We start from the raw sequence: 24,973 nt of genomic DNA on the forward strand, positions 1-24,973 counted from the left end.
GCGTACGTCGGGCAGCCGGCCACGATCCGATAGCCAATCGGCTGATGCCGCGATCGGCCGGAGTCCCTACGCTGAACCGATCATGAGCGTGCAGAGCGACCGTCCCGGGCTCCGCGGGATCCTCGCCCCCGCCGCCCGGCTCGACGCGTGGCTGCAGCTGGTGCTCGCGGTGATGGTCGTGACGTGCGCGGCGCGCTACGTCGACCGGCACGGTCTCGACGCGGCCGGTGTCGCCGTCCTCGTCGGTGCTGCTTGCCTCCTGCTGATGTACGCCGCCCGCCCGGCGCTGGCCGGCCGGGCGTGGTGGCCGTCGGTGTGGGTCGGGCTGATCGTGTCGGTGTGGACCGCGCTCACCCTGGCGGCGCCGTCGTTCGCGTGGTGCGCGGTGCCCGTCGCGTTCGCCGTGCTCCAGGTCGTCCCGTTCGCCCTCGCGACCGCCACCGTCGTGGTCATGACGCTCGTGGTCGCCGGCGGGTGGCTGCGCATCACCGACTCCGTCGACCCCACGCTCGTCGTTGGCCCGGTGGGCATCGCCTTGGTTACGGTGGTCGCCTACCGCGCCCTCCAGCGCGAGGCCGAGGCGCGCCAGGCGCTGCTGGACGAGCTGACCGAGGCGCAGGCCGACCTGGCCGACCAGCAGCACCGCACCGGCGCCCTCGCCGAGCGGGCGCGCATCTCGCGCGAGATCCACGACTCGGTCGGCCAGGGCCTCTCGAGCATCAACCTCCTGCTCCAGGCGGCCGAGCAGTCCCTGCCCGCCGACCCGGTCACAGCGCGAGAGCACGTGACGACCGCGGCGACGACGGCTCGCGAGGGCCTCGACGAGGTGCGTCGCGTCGTCCGCGACCTCGCCCCCTCCGAGCTGGCCGGCGACGGCGGCACCGCGGCGCTCCCCGACGCTCTTCGGCGGTCGCTGGCCGTGCTCGGCCCCGACGTCGCTGCCGAGGTGCGCATCCACGGGGACCCGGCGCCGGTGCGTGCCGACGTCGCCTCGGCTCTGGTCCGTACGGCGCGGGGCGCGCTCGCGAACGTCCGTGAGCACGCCGAGGCGACCCGCGTCGTGGTGACGCTGACCTACCACCCGGACGAGGTGATGATCGACGTGCGCGACGACGGCCGCGGGTTCGACCCCGAGCAGACCGGCGCCGGCGGCCTGCGGGGACGCGGGTTGAGCGGCATCCGTGCTCGCGCCGCCGCGCTCGAGGGCCGCGCCGACGTGGAGAGCGTCCCGGGCGAGGGCACGACCGTCTCCGTCCGCTTCCCGATGGAGGCGGCCCGATGATCCGGATCCTCCTGGTCGACGACCACCCCGTGGTCCGGGCCGGGCTCCGCGCACTCGTCGACGGGCAGGACGACCTCTCTGTCGTCGGCGAGGCGGACGGCCTCGACACCGCCCTGACCGCGGTCCACGACCAGCGGCCGGACGTCGTGCTGATGGACCTCAGCCTCGGCGCCGATGCGGTCGGCGGAGCCGAGGTCACGTCCCGGCTGCGCGCGCTGCCGGAGCCGCCGGAGGTCCTGGTGCTGACGACCTACGACACCGAGGCCGACATCCTGCGGGCGCTCGACGCCGGCGCCCGGGGCTACCTGCTCAAGGACGCGCCGCCGACCGAGCTGTTCGCCGCGATCCGTGCCACCGCCCGGGGCGAGACGGTGCTCGCGCCCTCCGTCGCCGCGACCCTGGTGCGCCGTACCTCGCAGCCGGGCCCGACCGTCACCGAGCGCGAGGTGGAGGTGCTCGAGCTGCTCGCGCGGGGGCTCGGCAACCGCGAGATGGCGCGCGAGCTCTTCGTGTCGGAGGCGACGGTGAAGTCCCACCTGTCGCACATCTACGGCAAGCTCGGCGTCGACACCCGCGCCGGCGCCGTGGCGGCGGCGATCGAGCGGCGGATCATCAGGCCGTGACGGCGCCCGACTCCTCGCCGATGACGACCGGCCTCCCGGCCACGTAGCCGACGACGACTTGGATCGCGGCGAGGCCCGCGAGCAGGAGGCACGGCAGCGTCCACGACCCGGTGGCGTCGCTGAGCAGGCCGACGGTGAACGGGCCCGCCGCGGCACCGAGGTAACCGACGCTCTGCGCCATCCCGGAGAGCGCCGCGGTGTCGGTCGCGGTGCGGGTGCGCAGGGCGAACATCGTGAGCGACACCGGGAACACCGCGCCGCCGACACCCATCAGCACCGCCCACAGCCACGAGCCGGCCACGGGTGCGACGGCGAGGCCGACGAAGGAGGTCGCGACCATCGTGGAGAGCACGGCGATCAGGTGCCCCTGGGCACCGAGCCTGATCGCCAGCGACGGTGCGATGAAGTAGACGGGCACGCCCACGAGGATCGAGACGGAGAGGTGAAGCGCGGCCGAGGCGTCCGAGAACCCGGCGTCGGCGTAGATGCTCGGCAGCCAGCTCATCGCGACGTAGGCGAACACCGACTGGCTCCCGAACACGGCCGTCACCGCCCAGGCCACGGGGCTGCGCCAGAGATGACCGCCGCCACGCCGGCCCTGGGCGGCGTCCCGCACGCGGCACCACGGCAGCCACGCCACGAATGCCACCAGGGCGACCAGCGCCCACACGACGAGGCCGGCCTGCCAGCCCCCGCCGGCGTCCGCCGCAGGCACGGAGGCGGCGGCCGCGAACGCAGCGCCCAGCGACAGCACGGCGCTGTAGGCGCCCGTGACCTGGCCGACACGGGTCGGGAAGTGCTCCTTCACGACAGCGGGCAGCAGGACGTTGGCCACCGCGATCCCCGAGCAGGCGACGAACGTGCCCGCGACCAGCACGGCGGGGCCGTCGAGCACGCGCACGACCAGGCCGAGGCCGAGCAGCAGGAGGGCCACCGCCAGCCCGCGGTGCACGCCGACCCGCCTCGCGAGAGCCATCCCCGTCGCGCCGACGACGGCGAAGCAGAGCACCGGCAGCGACGTGAGCAGGGCACCGACTCCAGTGGGCAGCCCGTCGTCCTCCATCCGGTCCAGCAGTGCGCCGACGCTCGTGATGCCGAGCCGGAGGTTGAGGGCGATCAGCAGCACCGCGACGAGAAGCAGCGCTCCCCCGCCGCGCGCGCCGGAGGTCGCGACGCGAGGCCGGGGGTGATGGAGCTCGGCGGACATGAGCGCTAGTCTGCCAGACATCGGATGATTGGACGAAAGCCAAGGAGTCGCCCGTGCCCCTCTCCTCGACCACCCCGCGGTCGCTGGTCGACCAGGCGATCGACGGCATGCGCGAGCTGCTGGCGAGCGGCGAGTGGGCGGTGGGCACCCGGATCCCGCCCGAGCCGGAGCTCGCCCGCGCCCTCGACGTCAGCCGCAACACCGTGCGCGAGGCGGTCCGCGCGCTTGCCCACACCGGGGTCCTCCAGGTGCGGAGGGGCGACGGCACGTACGTCGCCGCGCCCAACGAGGTCGCCGCTCTGCTCCGGCAACAGGTCGGCCGGCGGGACCTCGGCCACGTGCTCGAGGTCCGGCACGCGATCGAGACGTACGCCGCGATGCTCGCCGCGGAGCGCCGTACCCGTGCCGACCTCACGGCGTTGCGACGGGCGCTGGCCGAGCGGACGCGGGCGGTGAAGCGGGGCGACGCGGCAGGGTTCGTCGCGGCCGACGTCGCGTTCCACCTCCGCGTGGTCGCGGCGGCCCACAACCCGCTGCTCGACGACCTGTACGGCGGGTTCGAGGAGAGCCTCCGGACGACGATCCTGCTGCCCGAGAGCGGCAGCGACGACCTCCACGACCAGCACTCCGACCTCCTCGCGGCGATCGAGGCCCAGGACCCGGAGGCGGCGACCAGGGCGTCGACCCGGCTGCTCGACGCCGTCGGTCACTGAGCGAGGTCTCTCGGCGCCTCAACGCGATCTCAACGCTCTGCCTCGACGCTCCTGTCTCGTCAACCAGACCTGAGACAGGAGACACCGATGCCCAACCCAGCGTCCGGAGCGCCGCGTCGACGTACGTCGATGCCGGCCCTCCTGCTGGTCGCGGCGATGGCGGCACTCATCGGGCTCGCCAGCAGCGCGACCGCCGCCCTCGTCGTCACTGGAAAGCAGATCAAGGACGACTCGATCACCACCCGGGACCTCCGGGACGGCGGCCTCAGTGGCGCCAACTTCCGAGACGAGAGCCTCACCCCGGACGACTTCGCCACCCTCGTCGAGGGTCCCCGCGGACCGCAGGGTGACCGGGGCCCGACCGGACCCGCCGGCACGGCCGGCCTGGTCTACGTCATCGAGCCCACGACCATCCCCAAGGAGGGCACGAAGGCATGGGTCGCCACCTGTCCCGACGGCACCCGGGTCCTCTCCGGAGGCGGCTCGAGCGGGAAGCTCGCGGTCCTGCCGGAGAGCGCACCCGCCGACGACGCCGGATCGGGCTGGGCCGTCGTCATGACGAGCTACGTCAAGGCCCCGATCACCGCTTACGCCTGGGCGCTCTGCGTCAAGGCCTGACCACGAACGACAAGGAAGAGGGCATGAGCAGGACCAAGAGAACCGAGAGAGCCGCGCGAGTCCGCTCGCTCGTCGCGAGCACGCCGCGCGCGGCACTGATCGCCGCAGTCGCCGGCGTCGCGCTCGGCGTCGCCGGAGGAGCCCACGCGGCCGACCTCATCACCGGCAAGCAGATCAAAGACGGCAGCGTCACCGGGCGCGACGTCCGGGACAACACCGTCGCCGGTTTCGACGTCGCCGACCTCAGCCTCGGCGCGGACGAGTTCGCCGGCGTGCTGATCGGACCGCCCGGTCCGCAGGGCGCGGCGGGACGGCCCGGCGACGACGGTCTCGGCGAGGTGTTCCCGCAGGTGGCGACCGAGGTCGTGGGCATCAACGCGACGAAGACCCTGGTCGTGGGCTGCGGCCCCGGTCAGGTGGCCATCGCCGGCGGGCTCGGTGGCAACGCCGGCGGCGCATTCAACCTCATGGAGAGCGCACCCTTCGGCACGGCCGGCGAGGAACGGGGCGCGTGGGTGGTGCGAGCGCAGAACGCCGGCCTCGCCAGCGCGCCGATGACCGCCTGGACCCTGTGTGGGGTGATGAGGTGATGAGGACCCTCCGCACCATCCTGGTCACCGCGCTGCTGCTGGTCGCGGTCACCGCCGGCAGCGCCACCGCAGGCGCACTGATCGGCAGTGCCCGCATCAAGGACGACACGGTGTCCGGCGCCGACATCCGTAACGGCACGCTGACCGGCGCCGACGTACGGGATGCATCCCTGCAGCTCACCGACCTGACGGACCTCGAGCCGGGGGTGCAGGGTCCGCAGGGCCCCGTCGGCGCTCCGGGCGCGAACGGCGTGCCCGGTCTGGTCTACCGCAACACCCCGCTGGCGATCCCCCGGAAGGAGCAGTTGACGTGGTCGGCGGAGTGCGCGGACGGCGAGAAGGCGGTGTCGGGCGGGGTCTCCTCGGCGTCTGCCGACCTCGCCGTGCGGCGCTCCTTCCCCAACGGGGACGACTGGGGCGTCGAGGTCCTCAACTCCGGCGAGCAGCAGACCACCGTCTACGCCTGGGCGCTGTGCATCCCCAACTGATGTCTCCGTCAGCTCCAGTCGACGCTGAAGTACTGCGTCTCCTGGAACTCGCGCAGTCCCTCGCGGGCACCCTCCCGGCCGAGGCCGCTCTGCTTGAAGCCGCCGAAGGGCGCGGCAGGGTCGGACACGATGCCGCGGTTGATGCCGACCATGCCGGCCTCGATGCGCTCCGCGATCTTCAGCGCGTCCTGGAGCCGGCCCGCGTAGACGTACGACGCGAGCCCGAACTCGGTGCCGTTGACCTGCGCGAGCATCTCTTCCTCGTCGGTCCAGGTCACGACCGGAGCCACCGGGCCGAAGATCTCCTGGCCCAGGATCGGCGAGTCGGGAGCGACGTCCGTGAGCACGGTCGGCGGGAAGAACCAGCCGTGCTCCGGCCGGGCCCCGCGGTGGGAGACGCGTGCCCCAGCGGCGACCGCTTCGTCCACGAGCGCCTGCACGCCCTCGACGGCCCGGGCGCTGATGAGCGGTCCGATCTCGGACTCCTCGTCGGCGCCGGGGCCGACCCGCAACGCCTCCACCGCGGCGCCGAAGCGCGCGATGAACGCTTCGGCGACGTCGGCGTGCACGTAGAAGCGGTTCGCGGCGGTGCAGGCCTGGCCGCCGCCGCGGAACTTCGCGATCATCGCGCCCGCGACGGCGGCGTCGACGTCGGCGTCGGCGGTCACCACGAACGCGGCGTTGCCGCCGAGCTCCATGCTCGCGTTGAGGACCCGGTCGGCCGCCTGGTGCAGGAGCGTGCGGCCCACGCCGGTGGACCCGGTGAACGAGACCTTGCGGACGCGGCTGTCCTCCAGCCAGGTCGTGACGACCGCACGCGGGTCGGTCGTCGGCACCAGGTTGACCACACCGTCCGGGACTCCGGCCTCGCGGAGGATACGCACGATCGCGATCGCGGTGAGCGGCGTCTCCGACGCGGGCTTCAGTACGACGGTGCAGCCGGCCGCCAGCGCGGGCGCGATCTTGCGGGTCGCCATCGCGGCCGGGAAGTTCCAGGGCGTGACGAGGGCGGCGACGCCGACCGGACGGTGGGTCACGATCGTCCGGGTGCCGCTCGCGGGGGCGACGGCGTAGTCCCCCTCGCTGCGCACCGCCTCCTCGGAGAACCAGCGGAAGAACTCGGCGGCGTACGCGACCTCGGCGCGGGCGTCGGCGCGGGCCTTCCCGTTCTCGGCGACGATCAGGTCGGCCAGCAGGTCGGTCTCGGCGACGAGAGCGTCGAACGCGCGACGCAGCACCTCGGCGCGGGCCCGCGGCGTCTCGGCGGCCCATGCCGCGAGCGCCCCGGCCGCCGCGTCGACGGCGGCGGTCGCATGCTCCGGCCCGGCGTCGGCGACCTCGGCGATGGTCGCGAGCGTCGCCGGGTCATGCACGGCGAAGGTGCGCTCCGCGCCCAGGGGGCGCCCGCCGACGAGGATCCCGTGCTTGGGATCGAGGTGGGCGATGCGGTCGTGGAGGTCCATCGGCGGGTCAGCTCTCCTTGATGATCTGGGCGAGGAGGTCGAACGCCTCGGCCAGCAGGTGGTCGGGGATGGTGAGGGGCGGGAGGAAGCGCAGGACGTTGCCCCACGTGCCGCAGGTGAGCACGACGAGCCCCTGCGCGTGGGCGGCGGCAGCGATCCGGGCGGTGAGAGCCGCGTCGGGCTCGGTGGTACCCGCCTGCACGAGCTCGACCGCCACCATCGCGCCGCGACCGCGGACGTCGCCGACGCGTGGGTCGTCTGCCTGGAGCGCCGTGAGCCGGTCGAGCATGGTCTTGCCGATCGCCCGGGCGCGGTCGACCAGCCCGTCGGTCTCGATCGTCTCGATGACGGCGAGAGCCGCGGCGCACGCGATCGGGTTGCCGCCGTACGTGCCGCCCAGCCCACCGACGTGGGGCGCGTCCATGATCTCGGCGCGGCCGGTCACCGCCGCCAGGGGCAGGCCGCCAGCGATCCCCTTCGCCGTCACGATCAGGTCCGGCACCACGCCCTCGTGGTCGCAGGCGAACATGTCGCCGGTGCGGGCGAAGCCGGTCTGCACCTCGTCGGCGATGAAGACGACGTCGTTGGCGCGGCACCAGTCGAGGAGCGCGGGGAGGAAACCCGGAGCGGGCTCGACGAAGCCCCCCTCTCCCTGGATCGGCTCGATCACCACGGCGGCCAGGTTCGTCGCGCCGACCTGCTTCTCGATCACGTCGATCGCGCGCCGGGCCGCGGCCGGGCCGTCGACGCCGGCGTCGCGGAAGGGGTACGACATCGGCGCTCGGTAGACCTCCGCGGCGAACGGCCCGAAGCCGTGCTTGTAGGGCATGTTCTTCGCGGTCAGCGCCATCGTCAGGTTGGTGCGGCCGTGGTAGGCGTGGTCGAACGCGACCACGGCCTGCCGCTTGGTGTGGGCGCGCGCGATCTTCACGGCGTTCTCGACAGCCTCGGCGCCGGAGTTGAAGAGCGCCGACCGCTTCTCGTGCTGGCCCGGCGTCAGGCGCGCGAGCTCCTCAGCGACGCGCACGTAGCCGTCGTACGGCGTGATCATGAAGCAGGTGTGGGTGAAGGCGGCCGCTTGCTCGGCCACCGCCGCGGAGACGCATGGGTTGGCGTTGCCGACCGTGGTGACCGCGATCCCCGAGCCGAGGTCGATCAGCGAGTTGCCGTCGACGTCGACGACCACGCCACCACCGGCGGCGACGGTGTAGACGGGCAGCATGGTGCCCACCGCGCGGGTGACCGCGGCGTCCTTGCGGGCGGCGAGCTCACGTGAGCGCGGGCCCGGGATCTCGGTGACGAGCCGGCGCTCCTGGGCCAGCTCCGGGCCGCCCTGGACGGCGGGGGTGTCGGCGTGGGTCATGACGGGCTCCTCGGTGCGCGGGGGACGTGCCGCCCACGCTACGAGCGCCGGCCACACGGCGCGATGCCCGTCCTGCACAGTTTGGACAGCCGTCTTGTGCGAAGATGACACCATGGTGACGGTGGCGGACCTGCTTGCCGCGCCGGCGCTGCGGCTCGCGGCGACCGAGCTCCCCCGCCCCGGCGCTGAGGTCCGTTGGGTCGCGACGAGCGAGCTCGTCGACCCCACGCCGTACCTGGAGGGCGGCGAGGTGCTGTTGACCACCGGCCTGGAGACGCGCGGCTGGCGCGCGGAGTGGCGCGGCTACGTCGAGCGCCTTGCCGCAGCGGGCGTCGCCGCGCTCGGCCTCGGGGTCGGCCTGACCCACGACCGACCGCCGGCGTCCCTCGCGCGAGCATGCCGGGGCGTCGGCCTCAACCTCTTCGAGGTCCCGCGTCCCACGGCGTTCGTCGCGGTCTCGCGCACCGCGGCGGGACTACTCGAGGCCGAGCGTGAGAGCGCGGCGCGGCACGCCCTGGACGCTCAGCGGCTGCTGACCCAGGCCGCGCTGGACGTCGTCGACGCGAGTACGTCGGTCGTGCGCCGGCTCGCCACGATCGTCGACGGGGCGGCTGCCCTGGTCACGCGCGACGGGGCCCCGACCGACGGCCCGCACGGACCCCGCGCGCCCGACCTGGACCTCGACGACGTGGCCGCAGAGGTCCGGCGCATCCAGCCGCAGGGCCTGCGGGCCGCCGCGAGCGCGTCCGGCCCGCTCGGCACGACCGTAATCCGCCCACTCGGCGTCCGTTCGCGTCCCGAGGACTGGTTGGCGGTGTTCGTGCCGGGGCGGATCGGTGACGTCGACCGGGTGGCGATCACGACCGCCGTTTCGCTGCTTGGTCTCGGGCTCGAGCGACGCCGCGAGCGCCGTACGTCGGACCGCCAGCTGCGCGCCCGCGCGCTCGAGCTCCTTGTCGCCGACGACGACCGGACCGCGCGCATCGTGCTCGGGGCGACCGCCGCCGATGCGACGACACCCCGGTTGCCGCGAGAGGTCCGGCTCCTGCGCGCCCGCGGGCCGGCCGACGCCGTCGACGACGGACTCGCGCTGCTCGAGGACGAGGGCCTGCTCGCCGCCGTCCTCGACGAGGAGCTCGTCACTGTCGGCACCACCCGTCGCTCATCCGGCGTCGCCGATGCGCTCGCCGCGCGCGGGCTCCGTGTCGGCGTCGGCCGCTCGCGGCCGCTGGAGGAGGCGTCGGCGAGCCATGAGACCGCCGGGCACGCTCTCGCCGCCACGACCGCCTCCGTGCCCGTTCGCACGTGGGACGACCTGGCCGACGCCGGGATCGTCGGGCTGCTCGGCCGGGACCGCGCGTCCGCGTTCGCGCGATCGTTCCTCGCTCCTCTCGCCGGAGATGCCACGCTGACGGAGACGCTCGGCGCCTTCCTCCGCCAGCACGGCTCCCGCGGCGAGACCGCCGCCGAGCTCGGCGTCCACCGCAACACGGTGCGCAACCGGATCGAGCAGATCGAGACGCTTCTCGGCCGCTCGCTCGACGATCCGCAGGTCCGGGTGGACGCGTGGGTGGCGCTGCAGGTCAGCGCGACGCCGTGACGCCGACCCCGAGCCGCGCTCGTACGGCGCCGCCGGCACACGCGATGACCAGCAACCCGCCCGCGAACGTCCGCCAACCGACCTGCTCGCCCAGCAGCAGCGCCGCCCAGCAGATCGTCATGACCGGCTGCGCGAGCTGCACCTGGCTGACCCGCGCCATCGGGCCGATCGCGAGCCCGCGGTACCACGCGAAGAAGCCGAGGAACATGCTGACCGCCGACAGGTAGGCGAACGCCGCCCACTCCGTCGCCGTCCCGGACGGCGGCCGCGCGGCCGCCGCGACGACGGCCAGCGTCACCATCAGCGGCGCCGCGACGACGAGCGCCCACGAGACCGTCTGCCACGCGCCGATCTCCCGCGCCAGGAGCCCGCCCTCGGCGTACCCGATCGCGGCCGCCAGCACGGCCCCGAAGAGCAGGAGGTCGGCGACGTGGAGGCCGCCGAGCCCACCGTTGCCGAGCAGCGCGAACACGACCGCGGCCGCGGCGCCGGCGGCCGAGAGGACCCAGAAGCGCCGGCCGGGACGTTCGCCGGTGCGCAGGACGGCGGCCGCGGCCGTCATCGCCGGCAGCAGGGCGACGACCACCGCGCCATGGCTCGCCGGCGTCGTGGTCAGGGCGTAGGACGTCAGCACCGGGAAGCCGACGACGACACCGCCCGCGACGATGCCGACCCGCCACCACTGCGCACCGCTCGGCGGGGTCGCGCGAGCCGCGGCGAGCGCCGCCGTGGCGAGCAGGGCGGCGACGACCGCGCGTCCGGAGCCGATGAAGAGCGGCGACATCCCACCCACCGCGACCCGGGTCAGCGGGATCGTCAGCGAGAAGGCAGCGACACCGACCAGCCCCCAGAACACCCCGCTGGACGCGGTCGGTAGCGGCGTGGCGATCGGTGTAGTAGCGCTATCCTGGATCGTCATGAGCAACGATAGCAGCACTCGGATCGTCGACGGGCTCCGCGACTGGATCCGGACGGCGCCCCCGGGCGCCCAGCTGCCGTCGACCCGTCGGCTCGTCGCCGACTACGGCGCCAGCCCGGTGACCGTGCAGAAGGCGCTCCGCAGCCTGACGGCGGCCGGACTGGTGGAGAGCCGCCCCGGGGTCGGCACGTTCGTGCGCGCGGCGCGCGTCACGCGCTCCCCCGACTACGGGTGGCAGAGCGGGGCACTGGGCGCTCCCCGCGCCACGCTGCCCCGGACCGCCGGGCCGATGCGGACCGCTCCGGACGACGCCATCGCGCTGCACTCCGGTTATCCCGAGCCCGGACTGCTGCCGGAGCGCCTGGTCCGCGCCGCGCTGGTACGGGCCGCACGCGGCGCTTCCGCAACCGGCCGGCCGCCGGCGGCGGGACTGCCGGAGCTGCGCGCGTGGTTCGCCGCCGAGGTCGCCGCGGCGACGCCCGCCGCCCGGTCGACGCCGAGCGCCACCGACGTCGTCATCGTGCCGGGCAGCCAGGCCGGCCTCACCTCGGTCTTCCGATCGCTGGTCGCACCGGGGCAGCCCCTCCTGGTGGAGTCGCCCACCTACTGGGGCGCGCTCCTTGCCGCGCACCAGTCCGGCGTCCGGCTCGTGCCCGTCGCGGGTGACGACGGCGGGCCGGACCCCGTCCAGCTCGACCGCGCGTTCCGCGAGACCGGGGCCCGCGCCCTCTACGCACAGCCGAGCTTCGCCAACCCCACCGGCGTCCAGTGGTCCCCCGGCCGGGCGCAGGCCGTGCTCGACGTCGTACGGGAGCATGACGCGTTCCTCGTCGAGGACGACTGGGCGCACGACCTCGGCATCGACACCTCGTCGGCGCCGTTGGCCGCATCCGACGAGGCCGGCCACGTCGTCTACCTCCGCTCGCTGACCAAGAGCATGTCGCCCACCATCCGGGTGGGAGCCGTCGTGGCACGTGGCCCCGCGCTGGAGCGGATCGCCGCCGACCGGGCGGCGGAGTCGCTCTACGTGAGCGGCCTGCTCCAGCACGCGGCCCTCGAGGTCGTCACCGACCCCGGCTGGCGCACCCACCTGCGCCGCCTGCGCGGCCAGCTCCGCGAGCGGCGCGACCTCCTCGTCGACAGCCTCCGGCAGCACGTCCCCGACCTCCGGGTCGACCGCAGCCCGGCCGGCGGCCTGCACCTGTGGGCCCGGCTCCCCGACGGCACCGACGTCGTCCGCCTGGTCCGGGCCTGCGAGGAGCGGGGCGTCTGGGTCGCGTCCGGGGACGAATGGTTCCCGACCGAGCCGACGGGTCCCTACCTGCGGCTGAACTTCACGGGGCCGGATCCCGCCCGCTATCCCGAGGCGGCGCGGGCGATCGGGGACGCGCTCGCGTCAGCCTGACCGGGAGCGACAGGTCATCGGTACCCACCCCATCCGTCGCGCCTCGACGCGACGCGGGTGCCGACGTAGTGGACAGCGCCGGCGACCACGAACGCAGGCAACGACGCCGTGAGGTAGCGGAACCATCCCGAGGGCTCGTAGGTCACCGGGTTGAGCAGAGCGGCGTACGTCGCCGCGCCGAGCGCGACCGCGAGCACCGCGATCGGGTTCCAGCCTCGCCAGAACCCGTACCGCGACTCGGTGTACGGCAGGTGCAGGTCGCGGAGGTCGAGCCGCTGGCGCCGGAGGACGAAGAAGTCGACCAGCTGCACCGCGCACAGTGGTGCGAGCACGACCGCGCCCCAGGAGACGAAGCGCGCGTAGTTGCCGTAGACGGCGGCCGGGAAGAACACGAGGACGGCCGCCGGGGCGAGAATCGCGGCCGCGAGCAGAGCCCAGGGCACGCGGCGCACCCGGTCGCCCGCACCGCCCTTGATCGCCACGAGTGCCGCGTAGGACTGGGCGACCACGCTCGTCACGTTCGCCATCCCGACGAACGCGAGTGCGAGGACCCCGAGCAGCGCACCCCCGAGCGGCACCATCCACACGGTCGGGTCCTCCGAGCCCAGCGCCAGGGCCGCGAAGACGCCGACGATCGCGGCGACGACGGACGCCAGGAACAGCCCGATCGCGTTGGGCCAGAATGCCGACCGGCTGCTGCGCGTCATCCGCGCGAGGTTCCCGACGTTGGGCCACCACGCGAACCCGCCGGCGATGTTGAGCTCGACCGCGAGGATGAAGTCCAGGTGGTCGTCGCCCCACGGGTCCAACGCCGGCGTCGCGGCGAGCTCGGACCAGCTCACCTTGGTGAACACCAGGGCGAGCATGACGAGCGTGACGACGATCAGCCCGGGCGCGACGTACCGGTTCACGGCCTCGATCGACCGCGGGCCGCGAGCGACGATCACCCAGCTCCCGAGCAGGGCTGCCAGAGCCAGCAGGCTCGCCGCGACCGAGGACGACGACAGGTCGGTGTCGAGCACCTGGTTGCACACGTTGACGAGGGCGTGCCCACACATGATCGCCAGCACGGCCGACCATGCCGCGGCGAGGACGGCGGACATGACGACCATCAGGACCCGCGCACCGCGCTCGCCGAACGCGCTGCGCATGCTGACGAACTGCTCGACGCCGTACCGTGCGGACGGCAGGCACGGCGCGAGCGCGACGAGCAGCACACTGATCCCGTAGCCGATGACGATGCTGGCGATCGCCGCCTTCGCGCCCACGTAGTAGGCGACTGCCCCGCCCTGCAGGAAGGCCCAGGTCGCGATGGCCAGGCCGACGTTGACCGCCGAGTAGTCGCCGAACCCCCAGATCCGCTCGCGGCGGAGCAACGGGAGCTCGTTCATTGTGGCGTCCTCCGACGCCGGGCGCACCTCCGCACCCGCGCTCACAGGGCCCACCACAGCAGCGCGCACGCGGCCAGGGCGAGACCCACCACCGCAGCAACCAGGTCCACCAGCGGAAGGGGCGGAAGGACGCCGTCGTCCCCGCCGTTCTCGATGAGCTCGATCCGGCGTTCGAGCTCAGCACGCGTCTCGGGGTCCATGGCGCTCCAATCTTGACTGAACGTTCAGTTAGGAGGAATATGGGTGACCCGGCTCACACCTGTCAAGAGCATCCGAGAGAGCGAGGACCTGCGTGCCCATCCCCTCTGCCACGGTCGACGTCGCAGTGATCGGAGCCGGCTACGCCGGCCTGTCCACCGCCCTATCCCTGAGCGACTCCGGCCTGGACGTGCTCGTCCTCGAAGCGTCCGGCCGCGTCGGCGGACGGGCGTGGTCGTGGCACGAGGACGGGCCCGTCGTCGACCGTGGCGGCCAGTGGGTCGGCCCCACGCAGTCGGCACTCCTCGGCTGGGCCGACCGGTTCGGCTGCGCCACGTTCCCGACCTACGACGAGGGCGCGCACCTGGAGTGCTGGCCCGGCGCCGCACCGGTCCAGTACCGCTCCGGGACGCCCGCGCCCGGGCGGGGAGCCGGGGAGTACGCCGGCGCGCTGGCGGACCTCGATCGGATGGCCGCTCGGATCCCGGTGGACGAACCGACCCGGTGCGACAGCCTGGCGGAGTGGGACTCCCTGACCGTCGCCGAATGGATGCGCCGCAACCTGCCGTCGCCTGCGGCGCGCGCCCGGATGCGCGTCGCCGTGCAGGGTGTGTGGGCGTGCGAGCCGCGCGACCTCTCGCTCTTCCATCTCCTGTTCTACGTCGCTGCCGCGGGCGGGTTCGAGCAGCTGATGGGGACGCGCGGCTGTGCCCAGGACCGCCGGTTCCTCTACGGGGCCGACGCCCCTGCGCGCGCCGCAGCGGCCGAGCTCGGCAGTAGGGTCCGCCTGCGCTCGCCCGTCCGCACGGTGCGGTGGCACGCCCGGGGGGTCGAGCTGGACACCCCTGCCGGCACCGTCGCTGCCCGGCGCCTGGTGACGACAGGGACGCCACCGGCGCAGGCGCGCATCGGGTTCGAGCCGCCGCTGCCGATGCCGCGCAGACGCTGGCTCGGTCGCAGCCCGATGGGCGACGTGGCGAAGGTGCACCTGACGTTTGCGGAGCCGTTCTGGCGGGCGCGCGGCTTGTCGGGGCAGCTCGTCGACTACGGCGATGGCCCGGTGGCCTACACGTTCGACAACTCCCCCGCCGACGCGTCTCGCGGAGTGTTGGTCGGCTTCGTCTACGCGGACCACTACCGCCGGTGGCGCACGCTCGACGCGAGCCGCCGCCACCACGAGGTCCTCGCCTCGCTCGCGCCCCTCGGGCTCGCGGAGCGGGAGCTGCTCGCCTACGACGAGGCGCTGTGGCCCGACCTGCCGTGGGCGGAGGGCGCGTACGGCGCGGTGCCGTCCCCGGGCACGTGGACCGCGTACGGGGAGGACGGCTGGCGGCGCCCCGTCGGCCCGATCCACTGGGCCGGCACCGAGACGGCCGGCCCGTGGCACGGCTACATCGACGGTGCGATCCGGTCCGGGGAGCGCGCCGCTCGCGAGGTGGTCGCCGCATTGGGATCGCGGCGCGCGTCGAACGACGGGCTCCCGTCGACCGTCGTCTAGCCCAGACCGAGCAGCGCCCGGTCGCACCCCAGCTCGAGCGCGGCGGTCTCGAGCCAGAGGTCGGGGACCGCGGCGACCGGGACCTCTGGGTCGTCGAGGGTGGCGGCGACCGACAGCCCGTCCAGCAGCGCGGACAGCCGGATCGTGGTCGCGCGCGGTGACGCGCACGCGAACACTCCCTCGCGGACCCCTTGCTCGATCACCACCTGGAGTGCCGATCGCCAGCGGGAGTCGAGGTCCGCGCAGAGCTGTGCCGTCTCCGGGTCGCGGAGAGCGCGCACCCAGAACTCCATCCACAACGTCCACGCCGCCACGACGGCGTCGGGCTCGCCCTGCCGGAGCACGAGGAGCCGGAGACGGTCCGGCGCGGGGAGGTCGGCGGCGGCCTCGTCCTCGAAGGAGCGGTAGTAGTCCTCCTCGGACTCCCTCATCGCCGCGGCGACCACGCCCTCGAGCGTGCCGAAGTGATAGAGCAGGAGGCCCGCGCTGACGCCGGCCCTCCGCGCCACCTCCTGGGTGCGCACGCCGGCGAGCCCCTTGTCGCGGATGACCTCGAGCGTCGCCTCGAGGATGCGCCGACGCCGTGAGTCCCCGGTCTCCGCCATCCACCCGTCCCGTCTCGATGCCGTACGTCCGGAGAAGGCTAGTGCCCGCTGCGAAGCCGTGCCGGTGGCCCGCACCTCCCGGCGCGCCGGGCCCGGAGACGCTCGACCGTGTCCCTCGCGTGTGGTTGACTAACTGACTGATGCGTCAGAAATGAGGAGGCAGCATGCCGCGGGTCAGCGTTGAGGCCGAACGCAAGGAGCAGATCCTTTCGGCCGCGTGCGAGGTGATCGCGGAGATCGGCTTCAAGTCGCTCCGGATCGCCGACGTGGCGAAACGGGCACGGACCAGCACCGGCACGGTCCACTACTACTTCGACACCAAGCGCGACCTGATGCACGCCGCCTTCGAGTGGAACTTCTCGCGGTCGGTCGACCGGCGGCGCGAGCTCCTCGACGCGGCCGAGCCGCCCTCGGTGCGGCTCCGCAGGTTCATCGACTCCTACCTACCCTCCGACGACGAGACGATCACCGCGTGGAACGTGTGGGCCGAGCTCTGGATCGAAGCCCTTCACGACCCTGACCTGCAGGAACTCAACGAGCAGGTATACGGCGAGTGGCGGCGGATGGTCGCCGCGATCGTCCGCGACGGCCAGGACGCCGGCGAGTTCCGCGAGGGCGACGCGGTGGTGTTCGCGAACGCGCTGATCGGCATGGTCGACGGGCTCAGCCTCCAGGTGCTGATGGGCTCCCGCGCCATGACCGTCGAGCGGATGCGCGCGGTGTGCGACCAGGTGCTGACCCAGTTCCTCAGCTGACCCGCTCCCCTCAGCGGCGCCGACGGACCGTCGGCGCCGCTGTCGTTTTCCGGCGCGCTCGCTCCGTTCTCGGGACTTTTCGCCGCACCCCTTGACAGGTCCACGTGACGGCGGTCACGCTGACACCACTTGAATAACTGACGGACCAATCAACTTTGGAAAGCACCGGTGGACTGATGAGGCGAGTTCTGACGGCAGGCGTGACCCTGATGACCGTGTCGGCCCTGGCAGCGTGCGGCGCGGCCGGCAGCGGCGACGAGCAGCTGACGGTCGTCATGTGGGGCGGCGCGGACCAGAAGACCCACGTCGAGGAGGCGGTGGAGCCCTGGGCCGAGGACGCCGGCGTGACCGTCAAGCAGGACTCCCCCAGCGACTACGCCAAGTTCCGTGCCCAGGTCGAGTCCGGCAACGTGAGCTGGGACGTGGTCGAGGTCGAGCCGAACTTCGCGCACACCGCGTGCGAGAAGGGGTGGGCCGAGAAGCTCGACACCGAGGTGGTCGACACGAGCGAGCTCAAGGCCGAGGAGGTCACGGACTGCGCGATCCCGGTCCTCGAGTACGCGTTCACCATTGGCTACAACACCGAGACGTTCCCCGGCGACCACCCGACGACCTGGGCGGAGTTCTTCGACACCGAGAAGTTCCCCGGCAAGCGCGGCTTCTGGAAGTACGCCACGGGCGCGATGTTCGAGGCCGCCCTGCTGGCGGACGGCGTCGCTCCGGAGGACCTGTACCCGCTGGACATCGACCGCGCGTTCGAGAAGCTCGACACCATCAAGGACGACATCGTCTTCTACGAGACCGGTGAGCAGCAGCAGCAGCTCGTGGCCTCCGGGGAGGCACCCCTGGTGCAGGCCTGGAACGGCCGCATCTTCTCCGCCGCGCAGGAGGGTCAGCCGGTCGCCAACGAGTGGAACGAGCACCTGCTCTCCTACGACCAGCTGGTCATCCCCAAGGGTGCGCCGAACGCGGACCAGGCAATGGACTGGATGGCCTGGTACGTCGACCACCCCGAGGCGCAGGCCGGCTACGCGAACGAGACCGGCTACGGGCCGATCACCGAGGACGCCGTCGAGCACATCGACGAGGACGTGCTCAGTGAGCTCCCCACCTCGCCCGAGAACGCCGCCAAGCGCGCCGCGATCGTCGACTACGCCTGGTGGGCCGACAACTACGACGAGGTGACCGAGCGGCTCAACGAGTGGGCCGCCCAGTGACCACCCTGACCCACGCCGCGGAGTCGCCTCCGGCCGACGGCACCGACCCGGCCACCCGGCCGGGTCGGGGGCACGGCGCGGAACGCCGGGGCCTCGACAGGTGGGGCCTGCTGGTCCTCCCGTTGGTGGTCTTCCTGCTGCTCGTGTTCATCACGCCGCTGGCGGTGATCCTGGCCCGCAGCGTCACCGACCCCCAGGTCGGCGTTGAGAACTACCTCGACTTCTTCAGCTCGTCGGTCTACTTCGACGTCCTGGTCAACACGTTCGAGATCTCCGGGCTCGTCACGCTGCTGACGCTCCTGCTCGGGTTCCCGTACGCCTACCTCATGACCCTCGCCTCGCCGTTCTGGCGCGGCGTGCTCCTGGTCGCAGTGCTCGTGCCGTTCTGGACCAGCCTCCTCGTGCGCACGTTCGCGTGGAAGCTGCTCCTCGACAACACCGGGATCGTCAACACGTTCCTGCTCGACCAGGGTCTGGTCGACGAGCCGCTCGCCCTGATCCGCAACCAGACGGGCGTGCTCATCGGCATGGTGCAGGTGATGCTCCCCTATGCCGTGCTGCCGCTGTTCGCGACCATGCGCGGGATCGACCGCCGCCTCGTCGACGCGGCAGAGGGCCTCGGTGCCCGGCCGATCGTCGCGTTCTGGCGGATCTACGCGCCGCTGACCCTGCCAGGCGTCGTCGCGGCGACGCTGCTGGTCTTCATCTCGTCGATCGGGTTCTACGTGACACCGGCGCTGCTGGGCGGCCCGAAGAGCATGATGATCGGCGAGCTGATCGTCCAGCAGCTGTCCGGCGTCCTCAACTGGGGCTTTGCCTCCGCGCTCGCCGTTGTGCTGCTGGTGGTCACCAGCCTGCTGCTGCTCGTCGTGTCCCGCTTCGTCCGCATCGGCCGGCTGATCGGAGGCCAGGAGTGAGCACCAAGGTCCTCTGCCGGACGGCGCTGGCCGGCGTCGTCACCCTGACGGCGATCTACCTGGTCGCACCCGTGTTCGTGGTGATCCCGACGTCGTTCAACGCCAGCCCGTTCCTGGAGTTCCCGCCGAAGGTCTTCTCGACGCGGTGGTACCAGTCGTACTTCGACGACCCGGCGTGGATCAACGCCACGCTGAACTCGCTGCAGATCGGCGTCTGGGTCACGATCCTCTCGGTCGTGCTCGGCACGGGCGCGGCCCTGGCGATGGTCCGCGGTCGCTACCCGCTGCGTGCGATCGTCAGCGGCCTCGTGCTCGCGCCGATGCTCGTGCCCTACGTGATCGTCGGCCTCGCCGTCTACGCGGTGTTCCTCGAGCTGGGGCTGACGCAGTCGATCCTCGGGTTCGTGCTGGTCCACACGGCGCTCGCGGTGCCGTTCGTCGTGATCAACGTCAGCGCCGCCCTGGTGAGCTTCGACGAGCGCTTGGAGCTCGCGTCGATGAGTCTCGGCGCAAACCGGGTCACGACGTTCCTCAAGGTGACGCTCCCCAACATCCTTCCGAGTGTGCTCGCCGGCGCCCTGTTCGCCTTCATCACGTCCTTCGACGAGGTGGTGACGAGCACCTTCCTCGCCGGGCCCGACGTCAGCACGCTCCCCGTCCAGATGTGGAGCGGCGTGCGGGTCCAGATCGACCCGACGGTCGCTGCGGTCAGCACGATGCTGCTGCTGGTCACCCTCGCCCTGTTCGCCTCCGCCGGTCTGGTGCGCCTCGTGCGCTCCCGCCGCCTCAACCGGGTCGCCTGAGCGGCCGCTAGGAGTCCCCGATGACCATCACTGCACCCGAGGCCCGGACGGCGGACCTGGCCAGCACCGGCGTCTCGATCGAGATCCGCGACGTCGTGAAGCGCTACAAGTCGACGACCGCGGTCGACAACGTCAGCCTGACCGTGCAGCCGGGCGAGTTCCTCACCCTCCTTGGCTCCAGCGGGTCCGGAAAGTCCACGCTCCTCAACATCGTGGCCGGGTTCATCGAGGCCGATGCCGGGACGATCGAGGTCGGCGGCCGCGACCTCACGAAGGTGCCGCCGTACCGGCGCGACCTCGGCATGGTGTTCCAGCACTACGCTCTCTTCCCGCACATGTCGGTGTGGGACAACGTGGCCTTCCCGCTCCGGCGCCGGAAGTGCTCGCGTGCCGAGGTCACCGCCCGCGTGCAGCGCGCGCTGGACGTCGTCGAGCTCGGCCATCTGGCGAAACGGCGCCCGAACCAGCTGTCCGGTGGCCAGCAGCAGAGGGTCGCGCTGGCTCGCGCCATCGTGTTCCAGCCCCAGGCGCTGCTGATGGACGAGCCGCTCGGCGCGCTCGACAAGCGGCTGCGCGAGCAGCTCCAGCTCGAGATCAAGCGGCTGCACCGCGAGCTCGGCACCACGTTCGTCTTCGTGACGCACGACCAGGAGGAGGCACTGGCGATGTCGGACCGGATCGCCGTGCTGCGCGACGGCGGCGTGGTCCAGGTCGGCACGCCCGTCGAGCTGTACGAGCGCCCGTCGACCCGTTACACCGCCGAGTTCCTCGGCGAGTCCAACATCTTCACCGGACGCTGCGACGGGCCGGTCTTCGTGGACGACGCGAGCGGCGCGTCGTTCGCCGTCGCGGAGCGGACCGCCGGGACGGCGCTCGTCGTGCGACCCGAGCACGTCCGGCTGACCGACAGTCGCACCCTCCCGCCGGAGCAGCACAACGCGGTGGATGGCGTGGTCAGCGAGGTCGTCTACCTCGGCTCCGGCCTGCGCGTCGAGGTCACCCTCCCGGACGGCCGCACCCTGATCACCCGCACGGAGGCCCGCGGGGACCTGGCGCCGACTCCCGGCCTCGCCGTGACCGCTCACTGGCACCCCGAGCACACGCTCGTCGTCGAGGACGACGTCACCGACTGAGGCACCGCCGGCGCGATGCCGACCCCCAGCCGGCGCCGCAGGGCGGACCGGCCCGACCAGCTTGCCCACTGACTCGAATCGAACGGAAGCAGAAGACATGACTCACCACGTGCGCGACGGGATCGACCTGACCGAGGAGCAGCGCGAGTTCGTCGCGCTGGCCCGCGACTTCGCCCAGCGCGAGATCCGGCCGCGGGCCAGGGCCGTCGACGAGGCCGACACCGAGTCGCCGCTCGACCTCTGGGCCAAGGCCGCCGAGATCGGCCTCGCGTCCTACATGCTGCCCGCGGAGTACGGCGGCGGCGGGATCACCGATCTGGTGACGCAGTGCCTGGTGCAGGAGGAGCTCTGCTACGGCGACATCGGCATCGGCAACTTCCTGACCTCGAGCGCGTTCTTCGCCGGCCCGGTCGAGGCCCTGGGCGACGAGGAGCAGCGCAAGCGGTGGCTCACTCCGCTGACGACCGCAGAGCCGCCGGTGACCGCGGTCGCGGTCACCGAGCCCGGCGTCGGGTCCGACTCCGCCTCCATCCAGACGCGCGCCGTCCGCGACGGCGACGACTACGTGCTCAACGGCCAGAAGACGTGGATCTCCAACGCGCCCTACGCCAAATGGATCGTCGTGTTCGCCACCGTCGACCCCGGCCTGCGGTCCAAGGGCGTGACCGCGTTCGTCGTCGACCGCGAGACGCCGGGCGTGACGATCGGCGGCCCGATGCCCAAGATGGGGCAGCGCGGCATCGTCAACGCCGAGGTGTTCCTCGACAACGTCCGGGTTCCTGTCGGCAACCGCCTCGGCGAGGAGGGACAGGGCTTCTACGGGCTGATGCGCACGTTCGACGCATCCCGGATCCTCATCGGCGCGGGCGCGACGGGCCTGTCGCGGGCCGCGCTCGACGCGACGATCACCTACGCCCGGGAGCGCGAGCAGTTCGGGCGCCCGATCATCGAGCACCAGGCGGTCGCGTTCCGGATCGCCGACATGGCCGCGAAGACCGACGTGTCGCACCTCGTGACCATGCGCGCCGCCCGGCTCTTCGACCAGGGCGAGTTCGTCGCGGCCGAGTCGGCCGTCGCGAAGCTCACCGCGTCGGAGAACACCACCTGGGTGACGAACGCCGCGCTCCAGACCCACGGCGGGTGGGGCTACTCGCGGGAGTTCCTGGTGGAGAAGTGGCTGCGCGACGCCAAGCTCGAGGAGATCGAGGAAGGCACCAGCGACATCCAGCGGCTGATCATCTCGCGCGCGGTCGGCGGGAAGCGATGACCGACCTCTCCGTCTTCACCGACCCCCGGTCGGTCGCTGTGCTCGGCGCGTCCGCCGACCCGGCGAAGTGGGGCTACTGGCTGGCGCGCGGCGCGCTGCGTGGCGCGCACCGCCGGACGGTGCACCTCGTCAACGCTCGGTCGACGGTCATCGAGGGCACGCCGTCCGTGCCGTCGCTGTCCGCCCTCCCGGAGGCGGCCGAGCTGGTGGTCCTGTGCGCCCCGGCGCCCACGATCCCCGACGTTGTCACCACCGCCCTCGAGCAGGGGACGCGCGGGTTCCTCGGCATCACCGCAGGGCTCGACGGCGTGTCCCCCGGCCTCGAGCGGGAGGTCGCTGCGCAGATCCGCGAAGCCGGCGCCCGCCTCGTCGGACCCAACTGCCTCGGCCTCTACGACGCCGCCAACCAGCTCGAGCTGGCGTGGGGGACGTTCGCGCCCGGCAGCCTGGCGATCGTCTCGCAGTCGGGCCAGCTCGGGCTGGAGCTGGCGGGCCTGGCCGCCCACGCGGGTCTCGGGGTCGCACGGTTCGTCTCGGTCGGCAACCAGTCCGACGTGACCGCCCGGGAGCTGCTCGACGACCTGGTCGACCACGCGGAGACGCGGGCGGTCGTGCTCTACCTGGAGAGCTTCGCCGACGGCCGCGAGCTGGTCGCGACGATGGCGCGCCTTCGCGACGCCGGCAAGCCGGTGGTCGTGCTGACGGTCGGCTCGAGCGAGGCGAGCCGCGCGGCGGCCCGCTCCCACACGGGGGCCCTCACCGCGGCGACCGACGTGGTCGCGGCGGCGTGCCGGGCGGCAGGCGCCGTGCTCGTCGAGACGCCGGCGCAGGCGATCGACCTCGCCCACCTGCTGGTCGGCAGCCCGCTTCCGTCAGGGCGCCGCGTCGCCGTCGTGAGCGACAGCGGGGGCCAGGGCGCCGTCGGCGCCGACACGATGGCGCGGCACGGCCTGACCGTGCCGCGGCTGTCCGCTGCCACGAGCGCGTCGCTCGCCAGGCTGCTGCCCGCAACAGCGGCAGTGGCCAACCCCGTGGACCTCGCGGGCGGCGGCGAGCAGGACCTGGCGACGTACGCACGCGTCGTCGACGTGCTCGCCAGCAGCGGCGAGGTCGACGCGGTCGTGCTGTCGGGCTACTTCGGCTGCTACGGCGCCGACACCCCGGCGCTCGAGGAGCGCGAGCTCGAGATCGTCGAGACGCTCGCCGGGACGGCGCGCGCCCACCAGCGGCCCATCCTGGTGCACAGCATGAGCCACGACTCGACCGCGGTGCGATCGATGCGGGCGCAGGCGGTGCCGACGCTCCACACGATCGACGCGGTCGCCCGGTCCCTCGACCTCGCGACCGCCATCGCCGAGACCCGCGACCGGCCGGTTCCGGTCGCGGTCCCGACACCGCCAGCCGGAGTGGGGTCGGCGACCGACTATCTCGCCGCGCGCGAGCTCGTCGGCCGGTACGGCGTCGCCTACCCGCGCGCCGCGGCCGTCAGCACGCGCGAGCAGCTGCGCGCGGCGATCGCGGACCTGCGGGCGCCGTACGTCCTGAAGGCGGGTTGGCTCGAGCACAAGACCGAGGTCGGGGGCGTGGCGGTCGGACTGGACGCCGCTGCCGCGGAGAGCTCATGGGACGACATGCGCGGTCGCCTCGGCGACGGCGCCTATGTCCTGGAGGAGATGGACGACCAGAGCGACGTCGTCGAGCTGATCGTGGGGGCGCGGCACGACCGGTCGTTCGGGCCGGTGGTGCTGGTCGGGATCGGCGGCGTGCACGCCGAGCTCTACCGCGACACCCGCCTCGCCCTCGCGCCGATCGACACCGCCGCGGCCCGGGCGCTGCTCGGCGAGCTGCGCGGGTTCCCGCTGCTGACCGGGTGGCGTGGCCGCCCCGGCGTCGACATCGACGCAGCGGCCGAGGTCGTGGCCGGCATCTCCCGGCTGCTGGTCGACCGGACCGACGTGGTCGAGGCCGAGATCAACCCGCTGCGGGTCGGCCCCGGCGGAGCCGTGGCGGTGGATGCCCTCGTGGTGCTCGCCGACACGGCCGACACCACAACCGACGTGGAGCTGACAGGAGCTGTGAAGTGACCGACACCATCGAGGCGAGCGGGACGCGCTCGTTCGACCGCACCACCGAGTTCGAGGGCAAGGTGGCCCTCGTGACCGGCGGCGGGTCCGGCATCGGCCGCGCGATCGCACTGCGTTACGCCGCGGGCGGCGGCGACGTCGTCGTCCTCGGGCGCCGGGCCGAGCCGCTCGACGAGACGGCCAAGCTCGCGGCTGAATTCGGCGTGCGCACCGGCACCGTGAGCTGCGACGTTCGCGACGCCGACGCACTGACGACCGCTGTCGACGGCGTGGTCGCCGACTTCGGGCGGATCGACGCCCTGGTCAACAACGCCGCCGGCAACTTCGTGTGCCCCGCCGAGGACCTCTCCCCCGGCGGCTGGCGCGCGGTCGTCGACATCGTGCTCAACGGCACCTTCTATGCCACCCGCGCGGCGGCGCAGCACATGCTCCCCGCGGGCGGTGGCGCGATCCTCAACGTCATCGCCAGCTATGCCTGGCACGGCCACCCGGGCACCGTGCACAGCGCAGCGGCGAAGGGCGGCATCCTCGCGATGACGCGGACCCTCGCGTCGGAGTGGGGTCCGCGCGGGGTTCGGGTCAACTGCATCTCCCCTGGCCCGACCGAGACCGAGGGCGCGGGTGCCGCCCTGTGGCCGACCGAGGCCGACCGCACCCGGGTGCTGGGCAGCGTGCCCGCCGGGCGGTTCACGACGCCCGAGGAGGTCGCGGAGTCCGCCGCGTTCCTCCTCGACGACCGTCGTGCCGGCTACGTCACCGGCGACGTCCTGAGCGTCGACGGCGGCCAGTGGCTGGGCAAGGTGGTCTACGCCGACTCGTCTGCGGGAGCCTGAG

Annotated in this window: 24 protein-coding genes; 17 read left to right on the top strand and 7 right to left on the bottom strand. The window is 72.9% G+C overall.

What is annotated here, in order from left to right:
* Positions 1–82 precede the first annotated feature (82 nt).
* Both HNR19_RS14505 and HNR19_RS14510 read left to right on the top strand, forming a co-directional pair.
* On the top strand, positions 83–1,282 hold the full coding sequence (locus HNR19_RS14505; protein WP_179668584.1) for a sensor histidine kinase: 1,200 nt from the start codon (positions 83–85) through the stop codon (positions 1,280–1,282).
* On the top strand, positions 1,279–1,905 hold the full coding sequence (locus tag HNR19_RS14510; RefSeq protein ID WP_179668585.1) for a response regulator: 627 nt from the start codon (positions 1,279–1,281) through the stop codon (positions 1,903–1,905). Before HNR19_RS14505 ends, HNR19_RS14510 begins: the two co-directional genes overlap by 4 nt.
* On the opposite strand, the gene HNR19_RS14515 is transcribed toward HNR19_RS14510, so the two are convergent.
* On the bottom strand, positions 1,895–3,112 hold the full coding sequence (locus HNR19_RS14515; RefSeq protein WP_179668586.1) for an MFS transporter: 1,218 nt from the start codon (positions 3,110–3,112) through the stop codon (positions 1,895–1,897). The genes HNR19_RS14510 and HNR19_RS14515 overlap by 11 nt on opposite strands.
* A gap of 53 nt (positions 3,113–3,165) precedes the next feature.
* Here HNR19_RS14515 and HNR19_RS14520 point away from each other — a divergent pair, with 53 nt between their 5' ends.
* The 4 genes from HNR19_RS14520 to HNR19_RS14535 all read left to right on the top strand — a co-directional run bounded on the left by HNR19_RS14520 (position 3,166) and on the right by HNR19_RS14535 (position 5,521).
* On the top strand, positions 3,166–3,825 hold the full coding sequence (locus HNR19_RS14520) for an FCD domain-containing protein (protein ID WP_179668587.1): 660 nt from the start codon (positions 3,166–3,168) through the stop codon (positions 3,823–3,825).
* Positions 3,826–3,912: 87 nt separating this feature from the next.
* Positions 3,913–4,443, top strand: a complete 531-nt coding sequence (locus HNR19_RS14525) for a hypothetical protein (RefSeq protein WP_179668588.1) — start codon at positions 3,913–3,915, stop codon at positions 4,441–4,443.
* 23 nt (positions 4,444–4,466) lie between these two features.
* Complete coding sequence (locus tag HNR19_RS14530) at positions 4,467–5,033, top strand: hypothetical protein (protein WP_179668589.1); 567 nt, start codon at positions 4,467–4,469, stop codon at positions 5,031–5,033.
* A complete protein-coding gene (locus tag HNR19_RS14535) occupies positions 5,033–5,521 on the top strand; it encodes a hypothetical protein (RefSeq protein WP_179668590.1) in 489 nt (162 codons plus the stop codon). Before HNR19_RS14530 ends, HNR19_RS14535 begins: the two co-directional genes overlap by 1 nt.
* Before the next feature lie 8 nt (positions 5,522–5,529).
* Here the strand turns inward: HNR19_RS14535 and HNR19_RS14540 are convergent, their stop codons facing one another.
* Complete coding sequence (locus tag HNR19_RS14540; RefSeq protein ID WP_179668591.1) at positions 5,530–6,984, bottom strand: NAD-dependent succinate-semialdehyde dehydrogenase; 1,455 nt, start codon at positions 6,982–6,984, stop codon at positions 5,530–5,532.
* A 7-nt stretch (positions 6,985–6,991) separates the two neighbouring features.
* Positions 6,992–8,347 carry a 4-aminobutyrate--2-oxoglutarate transaminase gene (gene gabT, locus HNR19_RS14545; protein ID WP_179668592.1) on the bottom strand — a complete coding sequence of 452 codons (1,356 nt, stop codon included), beginning with the start codon at positions 8,345–8,347 and terminating at the stop codon, positions 6,992–6,994.
* 121 nt (positions 8,348–8,468) lie between these two features.
* Between gabT and HNR19_RS14550 the strand changes: the two genes are divergently transcribed.
* The gene (locus HNR19_RS14550) at positions 8,469–9,947 is read left to right on the top strand and encodes a PucR family transcriptional regulator ligand-binding domain-containing protein (protein ID WP_179668593.1); all 1,479 of its coding nucleotides are present in this window, start codon (positions 8,469–8,471) and stop codon (positions 9,945–9,947) included.
* On the opposite strand, the gene HNR19_RS14555 is transcribed toward HNR19_RS14550, so the two are convergent.
* On the bottom strand, positions 9,931–10,866 hold the full coding sequence (locus HNR19_RS14555; RefSeq protein WP_179668594.1) for a DMT family transporter: 936 nt from the start codon (positions 10,864–10,866) through the stop codon (positions 9,931–9,933). The two genes, HNR19_RS14550 and HNR19_RS14555, sit on opposite strands and share 17 nt — an antisense overlap.
* Here HNR19_RS14555 and HNR19_RS14560 point away from each other — a divergent pair.
* Positions 10,865–12,271, top strand: a complete 1,407-nt coding sequence (locus HNR19_RS14560) for an aminotransferase-like domain-containing protein (RefSeq protein WP_179668595.1) — start codon at positions 10,865–10,867, stop codon at positions 12,269–12,271. The two genes, HNR19_RS14555 and HNR19_RS14560, sit on opposite strands and share 2 nt — an antisense overlap.
* Before the next feature lie 14 nt (positions 12,272–12,285).
* Here HNR19_RS14560 and HNR19_RS14565 read toward each other — a convergent pair whose 3' ends face one another.
* Together HNR19_RS14565 and HNR19_RS14570 are read right to left on the bottom strand one after the other, a co-directional pair.
* Positions 12,286–13,662 carry a purine-cytosine permease family protein gene (locus tag HNR19_RS14565; RefSeq protein WP_179668596.1) on the bottom strand — a complete coding sequence of 459 codons (1,377 nt, stop codon included), beginning with the start codon at positions 13,660–13,662 and terminating at the stop codon, positions 12,286–12,288.
* Between the two features lie 41 nt (positions 13,663–13,703).
* Positions 13,704–13,862 (bottom strand): hypothetical protein, encoded by a 159-nt coding sequence (locus tag HNR19_RS14570; protein WP_179668597.1) that lies wholly within the window; start codon positions 13,860–13,862, stop codon positions 13,704–13,706.
* 92 nt (positions 13,863–13,954) lie between these two features.
* On the opposite strand from HNR19_RS14570, the gene HNR19_RS14575 reads away from it, so the two are divergent.
* Positions 13,955–15,358, top strand: a complete 1,404-nt coding sequence (locus HNR19_RS14575; protein WP_179668598.1) for an FAD-dependent oxidoreductase — start codon at positions 13,955–13,957, stop codon at positions 15,356–15,358.
* Here HNR19_RS14575 and HNR19_RS14580 read toward each other — a convergent pair.
* The gene (locus tag HNR19_RS14580) at positions 15,355–15,963 is read right to left on the bottom strand and encodes a TetR/AcrR family transcriptional regulator (RefSeq protein WP_179668599.1); all 609 of its coding nucleotides are present in this window, start codon (positions 15,961–15,963) and stop codon (positions 15,355–15,357) included. The genes HNR19_RS14575 and HNR19_RS14580 overlap by 4 nt on opposite strands.
* 164 nt (positions 15,964–16,127) lie before the next feature.
* On the opposite strand from HNR19_RS14580, the gene HNR19_RS14585 reads away from it, so the two are divergent.
* From HNR19_RS14585 to HNR19_RS14620, 8 genes are all read left to right on the top strand, one after another.
* A complete protein-coding gene (locus tag HNR19_RS14585; RefSeq protein WP_179668600.1) occupies positions 16,128–16,718 on the top strand; it encodes a TetR/AcrR family transcriptional regulator in 591 nt (196 codons plus the stop codon).
* A 176-nt stretch (positions 16,719–16,894) separates the two neighbouring features.
* Complete coding sequence (locus tag HNR19_RS14590) at positions 16,895–17,935, top strand: ABC transporter substrate-binding protein (RefSeq protein ID WP_179668601.1); 1,041 nt, start codon at positions 16,895–16,897, stop codon at positions 17,933–17,935.
* The gene (locus HNR19_RS14595; protein WP_218910262.1) at positions 17,932–18,852 is read left to right on the top strand and encodes an ABC transporter permease subunit; all 921 of its coding nucleotides are present in this window, start codon (positions 17,932–17,934) and stop codon (positions 18,850–18,852) included. The genes HNR19_RS14590 and HNR19_RS14595 overlap by 4 nt, the downstream gene beginning before the upstream one ends.
* The gene (locus HNR19_RS14600) at positions 18,849–19,655 is read left to right on the top strand and encodes an ABC transporter permease subunit (protein WP_179668602.1); all 807 of its coding nucleotides are present in this window, start codon (positions 18,849–18,851) and stop codon (positions 19,653–19,655) included. The genes HNR19_RS14595 and HNR19_RS14600 overlap by 4 nt, the downstream gene beginning before the upstream one ends.
* A gap of 20 nt (positions 19,656–19,675) precedes the next feature.
* Positions 19,676–20,788, top strand: coding sequence for an ABC transporter ATP-binding protein (locus HNR19_RS14605; RefSeq protein WP_179668603.1), 1,113 nt, complete (start codon positions 19,676–19,678; stop codon positions 20,786–20,788).
* A gap of 97 nt (positions 20,789–20,885) precedes the next feature.
* Entirely contained in the window at positions 20,886–22,055 is a 1,170-nt protein-coding gene (locus HNR19_RS14610) for an acyl-CoA dehydrogenase family protein (RefSeq protein WP_179668604.1), read from the top strand.
* Complete coding sequence (locus HNR19_RS14615) at positions 22,052–24,139, top strand: acetate--CoA ligase family protein (RefSeq protein ID WP_179668605.1); 2,088 nt, start codon at positions 22,052–22,054, stop codon at positions 24,137–24,139. Before HNR19_RS14610 ends, HNR19_RS14615 begins: the two co-directional genes overlap by 4 nt.
* Positions 24,136–24,972 carry an SDR family oxidoreductase gene (locus HNR19_RS14620; RefSeq protein ID WP_218910263.1) on the top strand — a complete coding sequence of 279 codons (837 nt, stop codon included), beginning with the start codon at positions 24,136–24,138 and terminating at the stop codon, positions 24,970–24,972. The genes HNR19_RS14615 and HNR19_RS14620 overlap by 4 nt, the downstream gene beginning before the upstream one ends.
* Position 24,973: the final 1 nt, after the last annotated feature.

The organism is Nocardioides thalensis (assembly GCF_013410655.1).
GTDB lineage: Bacteria > Actinomycetota > Actinomycetes > Propionibacteriales > Nocardioidaceae > Nocardioides > Nocardioides thalensis.